Source organism: Bacillus hominis (assembly GCF_018332515.1).
GTDB classification, from domain to species: Bacteria; Bacillota; Bacilli; order Bacillales; family Bacillaceae_G; genus Bacillus_A; species Bacillus_A hominis.
This window is the reverse complement of sequence record NZ_BOQD01000129.1, coordinates 23,002-33,274: the sequence shown is the minus strand read 5'-3', so window position 1 is coordinate 33,274 and position 10,273 is coordinate 23,002. Positions and strand designations below refer to the sequence as shown.

Genomic DNA, 10,273 nt, shown 5'->3' with positions numbered 1-10,273 from the left:
TGTTTTATGTTGTTTTTATTTTATCTGGTGTAAAGTCTCTGCTGTTATGTAACTTTTCAAAGTTTCTAATCCTATTATAAACAATTATCTGACTTTTGTGAACAGAAAGAATTCAAAAATTTTATATTACTATAAAATTCCTTATTTAAACATTTGTATAATACTCATAACTGCATAGGCAATTCCAGCCCCAATTAATGGACCTACAGCAACTCCATTAAATAAAGCTACAGCTATAATTGTCCCAAAAACAAGTGCGGTTGTAATATGAGGATCAGTCGTTAATAATTGCACCCCACCTTTCGCCAATAAAGCAACCGCTACCCCTGAAGCTAAAGCAATCCATGCATAGTATGATTTCGCCGCTTCTCCAAGTTGTTTAAACCCTATTTCCCCCGTCGCAATTGGGACGAGCACCGCAATTGTAATAACCGTCACACCTAGGTTAATTCCTTTCGTTTGTAAATAAGGAAAGACTTTATCGCCTAAAAACGTAAACTTCAATAAAAATAACACTCCAACAGCTACAGTAAGCGATTGATTTTTAGCAATAAGTCCTATAATAAGTAGTATGAATAAAAATAACGTTGACTGACTAATCATGATTGCACTTCCTTTCTGAAAATAATGAACTTGTTTCCAAACAAAAATACCTTTAAACCTATCGTTATACATGCTATATCGATTCATATTTGTCAATTATAATAAAGAAACGAATGGATTTTCATATGCATTTCAAAATTACAAACAAGACTTTAACCAGAAAAAATAAAGCATGCATATACATTTAAAAGCGGATGTCTCTCCTTTCTTTTATAATAAGAAACAGGTAAAATAAAAAGGAGAGAAAATGAATTTTTTACCATATAGTAGAAGCATCACCAACAGGCTTCTGTAGTCATGAATCCGCTACAAAAGCAGGCTAAATCCATCATTCCACTATAACATAAAGTGAAACTTTGATCAGCGGGGGCATTTCCCACTGATCATTAGCCTTCACCAATCGGGCTTTTACGGGCAGTTTATCTCCCACCTAACTTCTTTGCTCCAGCCGCATTTTTGGGTGGGAGGTTTACTGCCCGTTAATAGCGGGATAAAGTGAAACTTTGATCAGTGAATCTCACTAGTTATAAGTTGAACGAATTAGGATAATCCAAATTGGAATGGGAGGTATACATCTTTGAACCGAAACTTACTATATATGATATTACGACTCATATTCGTCATTGTAGCAACGGTAGCTGGGTTCTATGCCTTACTTTACATGTCAGGCCTTATTTACCCTTTTATTATTGCTTTTGCATTCGCTTATTTGATTAATCCTGTCGTCAATTTCCTTAATCAAAAACTACAATTTCCTCGTGCGTTATCGGTACTCGTTAGCTTAATTCTCGTATTCGGGGCTATCGTTGGACTTGTTACATACCTTGTAACTGAAGCAATCTCTGCCACAACATACTTACTACAAATTGTTACAGTGAAGTTTCCAGATATCGTTGCATTCGCCCAAGATTTTGCACTTAATCATATTATGCCTCTCTATGATGATTTAATTTCTAAATTTAATCATCTCGGAGAACCACAGCGATACACTATTACACAAAACATTCAAAACTTAGGTACCGAAGCAACGACACAAATGAAAGAACTTTTAACCGCCATCATAAGTGGGTTAACAAATTTCATTAGTGCATTACCAACAACTTTAACTGTCCTTGTATTTGTCTTATTAGCCACTTTCTTCATTAGTTACGATTGGCATCGTCTTGCTCATAAAGTAAGAAAACTTCTACCTAATCGTGTACATGGATACGGAAAAACTATTTTTGTCGATTTAAGAAAAGCTTTGTTTGGTTTTGTTAAAGCACAACTTACACTCGTATCTATGACAACTATCATTGTACTAATCGGCCTTTTAATATTACGCGTGCCATACGCAATTACTATCGCGATTATTACAGGGGTTGTAGATTTACTCCCGTATTTAGGAACTGGAGCCGTCTTCGTTCCTTGGGTTATATACGTATTTTTCACAGGCGATACTGCATTCGCCATCGGTCTTCTCATCCTATACATCGTCGTGATTGTCCAAAGACAAATCATGGAGCCAAAAGTACTTTCATCTAATATTGGACTCGATCCATTAGCGACACTCATCGCTCTATTTGTCGGCTTTAAGCTCTTTGGTTTTTTAGGATTAATCATCGGTCCAGTCATATTAGTACTACTTAATACATTACACAAAGCTCATGTATTCCACGACTTATGGAAATTCATTAAAGGCTCACCATCAAAATAATATTTTCTAATTCATACACAACAAAACATCAACTGTAATCAGTGGGAAATTCCCACTGATTATTCATTGTACTTATTTTTATATTACTTACATTTCAAACGAGAGGATTTCCTAAAAAAGGATAATTCTCTTGTTTTTTGCATAGAAAACGCATATTTCGTGGTATTTTTACATTTTTATTCTATTTATTTCATAATTATTACTTACATTTATTACTTTTTATGTAAATGAATAAATATACAAAATAACATAAGAGAAGACTTTTCACCAACAATTTTTCCACTCTTATACCATTTCTTAATGCTACTTAATCTTATATATAACGTTAAGAATTAAATATCGAATCGAAAATACATAAGGAACACAATAAAGCGGGGGTGTTCATCCCCACTGATTATTATCCCCCACCTAACTTCCTCGCATTCGCCGAATTTTAAAGCAGGAGTCTTACTGTCCGGCAAATGGCCGGATAAAACAACACTTTAATCCCCGGCACCAATTAGGCTTTTTCAGGATAAAAAAAATAGTGCTTAGATCGCTATAATCTAAGCACTATTTCTGAACAATAATAGTAGATTTCTTTCTAAACTTCCATTCCATCCACTTCATAACAAGCGGCTTTAATAAAGCCCTCGTTACAGGAATAACAAAGATAAAACCTATTATATCCGTCACGTATCCAGGAAGTACTAAAAGAATACCTCCTATAAAGACAAAAATACCATCTAGGACGGCATCACCCGGCATTTCTCCTCTATTTAACCTAAATTGAATCTCTCTAAGCACTTTAAACCCTTGTCGTTTTGCCAAATACACACCTACAATACCTGTAAATACAATCATAGCGAACGTAGACCATAAGCCTATTACATGACTTGATCCAATTAAGACCGTAATCTCAATCGCAGGTATTAAAATAAGTAAAAATAACAACCATTTCACAGCTCCACACTCCTTTCATATTCGATCAAAAAAACTCAAACATTATCTCTTCTAACATTATCTTTAAAGCACTCACAACGCTCTTATAAGCTCCACAAAAGAGAAACAACCTTTCCCCATTAAAACTCTATAAGAAACGCTTTTTAAAGCATTTTCAGGCTTTTCAAGCTATCTATCTCTCTTTTTGTGTAAAAAAAAGAGAAGGACTCCACCCCTTCTCTCCGTATTACTTCTTATAGCACTTCCGCATGTCCATTATAAACAATTCCGCGTGCTGCATCAACTGTTACTTCTTGGCCACTTTTTAAAGTTGTTGTTACGCCATTTACACCAACGATAACAGGAATACCGATTGATACACCTACAACAGCTGCATGGCTTGTTAGACCGCCTTCTTCTACAACTAGAGCAGCAGCTTTTTCAATTGCAGGAATCATATCTTTATCAGTGCTTGTTGTAACAAGGATATCACCTTTGTTTACGTTCGCTACAGCTTCAGCAGCTGTTTTCGCTACAACTACTTTACCTTTTGCAGCTTTACGACCAATCCCTTGTCCTTTAGCAACTTCTTCACCAACAACGTGGATTTTCATTAAGTTTGTTGTACCAGTTTCAGCAACTGGAACACCAGCAGTGATTACTACAGTGTCTCCAAGTCCAATTAGACCTGCATCCATACCTGTTTGAATTGCAGTATCTAACATTTCGTCAGTAGAAGTTGCACGCTTATCAGCCATAAATGCTTGTACACCCCAAACAAGTGCAAGACGACGTCCTACTTGCTCGTCAGTTGTTACAGCTACGATTGGAGATTTCGGACGGTATTTAGAGATCATTTTCGCAGTATGTCCACTTTCTGTTGGAGCTACGATTGCAGCTACATCAAGAGCAAGTGCTGTGTGCGCAACAGATTGGCTAATTGCATCTGTAATTGTTGGAGTGAACTCTTTAATACGTTTTTTGAACATATCTTCATATTGTAATGATTTTTCAACACGTACTGCAATGTTAGCCATCATTGTTACAGCTTCTACAGGGTATTGACCCGCAGCAGTTTCACCCGAAAGCATAATTGCATCTGTTCCATCGAAGATTGCGTTCGCTACGTCACTTGCTTCCGCACGAGTTGGACGTGGGTTACGTTGCATAGAATCTAACATTTGTGTTGCAGTAATAACTGGTTTGCCTAATACGTTACATTTTTTGATTAGACGCTTTTGTACTAATGGTACTTCTTCTGGTGGAATTTCTACACCCATATCACCACGAGCAACCATTAAACCGTCAGAAACTTCTAAGATTGAATCGATGTTGTCGATACCTTCTTGGTTTTCAATTTTTGGTACGATTTGAATGTATTGAGCGTTATGCCCTTCTAATAATTCACGAATTTCTAATACGTCAGATGCTTTACGTACGAAAGATGCTGCGATGAAATCAACTTTTTGCTCGATACCGAAAACGATATCTTTTACGTCTTTTTCAGTGATACCAGGAAGCTTAATGCTTACGTTTGGTACGTTAACACCTTTTTTATTTTTTACAGTTCCGCTGTTTAATACTTTTGTACGGATGTTTCCGTCAGCTTTTTCGATTACTTCTAGTTCGATAAGACCGTCATCGATTAGAATACGAGAACCTGGGTCAACATCGTCATAAAGACCAGCGTAAGATACAGAGAACTTCTCTGCAGTACCTAATACTTGCTCAGTAGAAAGAACTACTTCAGCACCTGTTACAAGCTCAGCTTGTCCGTCTACGAAGTCGTGAGTACGGATTTCTGGACCTTTTGTATCAAGTAAAATACCAACTGTTTTACCAGTTTTCTTTGAAGCTTCACGAATGTTTTTAATACGAGCTCCGTGCTCTTCATGGCTACCATGAGAGAAGTTTAAACGAGCAACGTTCATACCCGCTTCGATTAATTGTTCTAATTTCTCAATACTTTCACTAGCAGGACCTATAGTACATACAATTTTAGTTTTACGCATATTGCACCTCCGAAAATTATGAAACCGTTCCCAAATATCTGACATTAAGCCGATTAGATGGATAATTCTTTAGATAATTGATACATATCTTTATCGATTGTATGCTTTTGAGCTAACGCTTCGATAATGTCATGATCAACAAGTTTATTATTTTGAATACCAACACAACGTCCGCCATTACCAGCAATTAACAATTCAACAGCTCTTGCGCCAAGACGACTAGCTAATACACGGTCTTGTGCACTTGGTGATCCACCACGTTGTACGTGACCTAACACAGTTACACGAGTATCAAAGCTTGTTGCTTCTTCAATGTGCTTACCGATGTCAATTGCACTTCCAACACCTTCAGCTACAACGATAATACTGTGCTTTTTGCCACGTTCACTACCGCGTTTTAGACGAGCGATAACATCTTCCATGTCATACTTCTCTTCTGGAATTAAGATAGTTTCTGCACCATCAGCTAAACCAGCCCATAATGCGATATCTCCAGCGTGACGTCCCATTACTTCAATAACATATGTACGTTCATGAGATGTAGCTGTATCACGGATTTTATCAATTGCATCAATAACAGTATTTAAAGCTGTATCGAAACCAATTGTGAAGTCTGTTCCAGGAATATCATTGTCGATTGTACCTGGTACACCTACACATGGGAATCCTTGCTCAGTTAATTTTTTTGCACCTTGGTAAGAACCATCTCCACCAATAACAACAAGTCCTTCGATACCATGTTTCTTTAATTGCTCGATTCCTTTTAGTCGTACTTCTGGGTCTTTAAACTCAGGACATCTTGCTGTATATAATTTTGTACCACCACGGTGGATAATATCGCCAACAGAACCAAGTTCTAATTTTTCAATGTGACCAGAAATTAATCCAGCGTATCCATGGTAAATTCCATATACTTCAATATCATGGAAAATCGCTTTACGAACAACTGCACGAATGGCAGCATTCATACCAGGTGAATCTCCACCACTTGTTAATACACCAATACGTTTCATTTGTACTCACCTCATAAAGATTATTTGCCTTATAATAAAATAACACGAAAAAATATAAAAACACAATGGAGAAGATGTGTCTTTTCATAATAAAAACGTGCATTCGCGAAGAGGAACGCACGCTTTTATTATTTTATCCCAATGGAAGCGTTTGAAAACGAAACTTGCCCAATTTTCATATATTTTTCATAACGTTTTTCGATTAATTCATCTTTCGAAATTCCGTTTAATTGTTCAAAAGTTTTCTTAAGCATTAAATCTATATTTTCTGACTGTTTTAAAATATTACGATGCGCTCCGCCTTTTGCCTCTGGAATAATTTCGTCAATTACACCTAATTCTTTCAAATCTAATGCTGTTATTTTCATCGCTTCTGCAGCTTCTTTTGCTTTACCAGCGTCTTTCCAAAGAATTGCCGCCGCACCCTCTGGTGTAATAACAGAATAAGTGGAATTTTCTAGCATATGAATGTAATCTCCTACTCCAAGACCTAACGCACCACCGCTACCACCTTCACCGATAACGATACAAACAACAGGTACTGTTAAACCTGCCATCTCAAATAAATTGCGAGCGATGGCTTCACTTTGTCCACGTTCTTCAGCTGCTTTACCAGGATAAGCTCCCTTCGTATCGATGAAACAAATAATAGGACGATTAAACTTTTCCGCTTGTTTCATTAGACGCAGTGCTTTTCGATATCCTTCTGGATGAGGCATCCCAAAATTACGACGAATATTTTCTTTCGTATCTTTTCCGCGCTGATGCCCAATTACAGTTACAGGCATCCCTTTATATTTCGCAATGCCGCCGACAATCGCTGCATCGTCGCCAAATAGGCGATCTCCATGACATTCAAAAAAATTAGTAAATAAGTGCTCAATATAATCGAGCGTTGTCGGTCGTTCTGCATGACGAGCAATTTGAACACGGTCCCATACTTTCATATTGCCGTATATATCTTCCTCTAATTTTTCTAGCTTGTCTTCCAAAATACGAATCTCCTCACTGAAGTCCATCTGGCTGTTTTTCGTATAGTCTTTCAGTTCACGAATCTTATTTCTTAGCTCAACAACTGGTTTTTCAAATTCTAGCTCTGCCATACAGCCATTTCCCCTCCTTGATGAACTTCTAAAATCTTGCGAAGTGATTCTCTCATATCATCACGATGCACCACCGCATCTAATTGACCGTGCTCTAGTAAGAATTCTGCCGTTTGGAAATCTTCCGGTAGTTTCTCACGCACTGTTTGTTCAATTACACGTCTACCAGCAAATCCGATAAGTGCACCTGGCTCTGCAAGATTATAATCACCAAGTGAAGCGAAACTCGCTGAAACCCCGCCCGTCGTTGGGTGAGTCATAACAGAAATAAATAATCCTCCTGCATTACTATGCTTTTTCAAAGCTACGCTTGTTTTTGCCATTTGCATTAAACTTAATATACCTTCTTGCATACGGGCACCACCCGAAGCAGTAAAGATAATAAATGGAACTTGTAAGTCGTATGCCTTTTCAACCGCACGGGCAATTTTTTCTCCTACAACAGAGCCCATGCTCCCCATTCGAAAACGAGAATCCATTACTGCAACAACAACAAGCATGTCATCAATTGTTCCTTCACCAGTTACAACCGCTTCATTCAATTCAGTCTTCTTACGATCGTTCTCTAATTTCTCTTCATATCCTGGAAACTCGAGTGGATTTAATGAAACCATTTCTTTGTCATACTCACGGAATGACCCTTCGTCCAATATACTATCAAGGCGCTCCCATGCATTCATAGGATGATGATATCCACAGTTCACACATACTTTTAAATTTTTCAGAACTTCTTTCGTATACATGATTTTTTTACATTTCGGACATTTTGTCATAACGCCATCTGGTACATCTTTTCGTACTTGTTCTGAAGGTATTGCAGCATACTTTTTCTTTTTCACGAATAAATCTCTTAGCACAATTTGACCCCCTTCGTTGAGAGCTAAGGTTAGCGTAAGAAGAAAACGGGGCTAACACCAAAGTTTGATGTTAGCCTTATCTTCTCAATCTGTCTAATAACCTCTCTCTTTACGTTTAACTTTAACCGCTATGCGGTAGAATGTTTGTCATAACGTGTCATGGTCATTTCGACAAATTTTATACATTACGAGTGAAACTGTATATTCTCTACTAATTCATCGTAAATTTTTAGTGCATCATTTTCCTGCTTCGCTTCCAAAGTAGCATAAAGCTTTCTATACATTTCGATAGAATCTCCTGAAACTTCACAAGAAAGAGTTGCGACGTAATCATTTACGATCATCCAAATGCGATATAGTAAATAATTATCGACTTGTTCAATAAGTGTTTTAAAGAACGTTTGATGCAGCGTTGGAATTGAGCTTTCATTTCCTTCAAGCACTTGATGTAACTTACTTAGTACTTTAGAAAACGTTTCTTTCGGTAAATTACACACAATTCGAATCATATCTTTTTCAAGCAATCGTTTTGTTTGTAATAAATCACGAATTGTTTTCTCATCTTGCAATAGAAACGGAGCGATTAATTGTACAAGACCGTTATCGTAAAAGTTTCGAATAAACGTCCCCTCACCACGTCTCGTTTCAATTAATCCTACCAGTTCTAAAGCACGTAATGCTTCTCTTACAGAGGAACGTCCAACATTTAAGCGTGAACTTAACTCACGCTCTGATGGCAAACGATCCCCCGCTACTAAACAATCCTCTTCCATAATGGAACGGATTTTTTTTACAATTTCGAGATATACTTTTGTATTTGATGATGTCAATGGAAATTCCTCGCTTATTCTTTACCAATCAGCGCTAATTGTTTTGTTTTCTCAGCGACTTCATTTGGATCTACTTGACGGCGAGCTACTCCTGTCTCCATTGCTGCTTTCGCAACGTAAGCCGCTACTTGAGGCGCTACACGCGCGTCAAACGGCGCTGGAATGATATGGTCTGCACTCAACTCATCCTCTGATACAAGCTCCGCAATGGCTTGTACAGCTGCCATCTTCATTTCTTCATTAATTTGCGTCGCATGTACATCAAGTGCACCGCGGAAAATACCTGGGAACGCTAGTACATTATTTACTTGGTTCGGGAAGTCAGAACGACCTGTTCCAACAACAGCTGCGCCCGCTGCTTTTGCCAATTCTGGCATAATTTCTGGAACCGGATTCGCCATTGCAAAAATAATTGCATCGTCATTCATTGTACGAACCATCTCTTCAGTTAATGCACCTGCTGCAGATACACCAATGAATACGTCCGCACCTTGTAAAACGTCAGCTAAAGAACCTTCTATACGATTCTTATTTGTATATTTTGCAACTTCATCTTTCACCGGATTCATACCGACAGGACGACCTTCATAGATTGCACCTTTACGGTCACACATAATAACGTCACGTACACCATAGCGATATAAAAGTTTAATGATTGCAATACCTGCTGCACCTGCACCATTTGCGACAACTTTAATGTCAGACATTTTCTTTCCAACTAACTTCAACGCGTTCACAAGGCCTGCTACTGTTACGATAGCTGTTCCGTGTTGATCATCATGGAATATCGGAATGTTTGTCTCTTTTTTCAAACGTTCTTCAATAACGAAGCAGTTTGGTGCTGCGATATCTTCTAAGTTTACACCGCCAAAAGTTGGCTCCATTAATTTTACAGTTTCAACAATTTTATCTACATCGTTTGTATTTAAGGCAATCGGGAATGCATCTACACCAGCAAAGCTCTTGAATAATACAGCTTTACCTTCCATTACTGGAAGAGATGCTTCAGGTCCAATGTTACCAAGACCAAGTACAGCCGTTCCATCTGTCACAACTGCTACCATATTTCCCTTCATTGTATATTCATATACCTTACTTTTATCGTCATAAATTTCTTTACAAGGCTCTGCAACCCCTGGAGAATATGCAAGACTTAAATCTTTTGCATTTTCTACTTTTACTTTTGATACAGTTTCTAATTTTCCTTGATGCACTTTATGCATGTGAAGTGCTTCTTC

Annotated in this window: 9 protein-coding genes; 1 reads left to right on the top strand and 8 read right to left on the bottom strand. The window is 37.7% G+C overall.

Annotated features, from left to right (window positions below; translation table 11 throughout):
- Nucleotides 1-141: 141 nt before the first annotated feature.
- A complete protein-coding gene (locus tag KI356_RS14315; protein ID WP_002112200.1) occupies nt 142-603 on the bottom strand; it encodes a DUF441 domain-containing protein in 462 nt (153 codons plus the stop codon).
- 577 nt (nt 604-1,180) lie between these two features.
- Between KI356_RS14315 and ytvI the strand changes: the two genes are divergently transcribed.
- The gene (ytvI, locus tag KI356_RS14310; protein ID WP_128280759.1) at nt 1,181-2,299 is read left to right on the top strand and encodes a sporulation integral membrane protein YtvI; all 1,119 of its coding nucleotides are present in this window, start codon (nt 1,181-1,183) and stop codon (nt 2,297-2,299) included.
- Nucleotides 2,300-2,851: 552 nt separating this feature from the next.
- On the opposite strand, the gene KI356_RS14305 is transcribed toward ytvI, so the two are convergent.
- The 7 genes from KI356_RS14305 to ystJ all read right to left on the bottom strand — a co-directional run bounded on the left by KI356_RS14305 (nt 2,852) and on the right by ystJ (nt 10,258).
- A complete protein-coding gene (locus tag KI356_RS14305; RefSeq protein WP_128280758.1) occupies nt 2,852-3,241 on the bottom strand; it encodes an FxsA family protein in 390 nt (129 codons plus the stop codon).
- A 233-nt stretch (nt 3,242-3,474) separates the two neighbouring features.
- Nucleotides 3,475-5,232 carry a pyruvate kinase gene (gene pyk / locus KI356_RS14300; RefSeq protein ID WP_212935720.1) on the bottom strand — a complete coding sequence of 586 codons (1,758 nt, stop codon included), beginning with the start codon at nt 5,230-5,232 and terminating at the stop codon, nt 3,475-3,477.
- A 53-nt stretch (nt 5,233-5,285) separates the two neighbouring features.
- Nucleotides 5,286-6,245, bottom strand: coding sequence for a 6-phosphofructokinase (gene pfkA / locus KI356_RS14295; RefSeq protein ID WP_002034288.1), 960 nt, complete (start codon nt 6,243-6,245; stop codon nt 5,286-5,288).
- Nucleotides 6,246-6,373: 128 nt separating this feature from the next.
- Nucleotides 6,374-7,348, bottom strand: a complete 975-nt coding sequence (gene accA, locus KI356_RS14290; protein WP_128280756.1) for an acetyl-CoA carboxylase carboxyl transferase subunit alpha — start codon at nt 7,346-7,348, stop codon at nt 6,374-6,376.
- Nucleotides 7,336-8,205, bottom strand: a complete 870-nt coding sequence (gene accD, locus KI356_RS14285) for an acetyl-CoA carboxylase, carboxyltransferase subunit beta (RefSeq protein WP_128280755.1) — start codon at nt 8,203-8,205, stop codon at nt 7,336-7,338. Before accD ends, accA begins: the two co-directional genes overlap by 13 nt.
- Nucleotides 8,206-8,390: 185 nt before the next feature.
- Nucleotides 8,391-9,035: a FadR/GntR family transcriptional regulator gene (locus tag KI356_RS14280; RefSeq protein WP_002122982.1), complete on the bottom strand. Its 645-nt coding sequence runs from the start codon at nt 9,033-9,035 to the stop codon at nt 8,391-8,393.
- Nucleotides 9,036-9,049: 14 nt separating this feature from the next.
- A complete protein-coding gene (ystJ, locus tag KI356_RS14275) occupies nt 9,050-10,258 on the bottom strand; it encodes an NADP-dependent malic enzyme (RefSeq protein ID WP_164881566.1) in 1,209 nt (402 codons plus the stop codon).
- Nucleotides 10,259-10,273: the final 15 nt, after the last annotated feature.

Bases quoted from the DNA above. Each gene is read 5' to 3' on its own strand.
- KI356_RS14315 (WP_002112200.1), bottom strand. From the start codon at position 603: ATGATTAGTCAGTCAACGTTATTTTTATTCATACTACTTATTATAGGA.
- pyk (WP_212935720.1), bottom strand. From the start codon at position 5,232: ATGCGTAAAACTAAAATTGTATGTACTATAGGTCCTGCTAGTGAAAGT.
- pfkA (WP_002034288.1), bottom strand. From the start codon at position 6,245: ATGAAACGTATTGGTGTATTAACAAGTGGTGGAGATTCACCTGGTATG.
- accA (WP_128280756.1), bottom strand. From the start codon at position 7,348: ATGGCAGAGCTAGAATTTGAAAAACCAGTTGTTGAGCTAAGAAATAAG.
- ystJ (WP_164881566.1), bottom strand. From the start codon at position 10,258: ATGCATAAAGTGCATCAAGGAAAATTAGAAACTGTATCAAAAGTAAAA.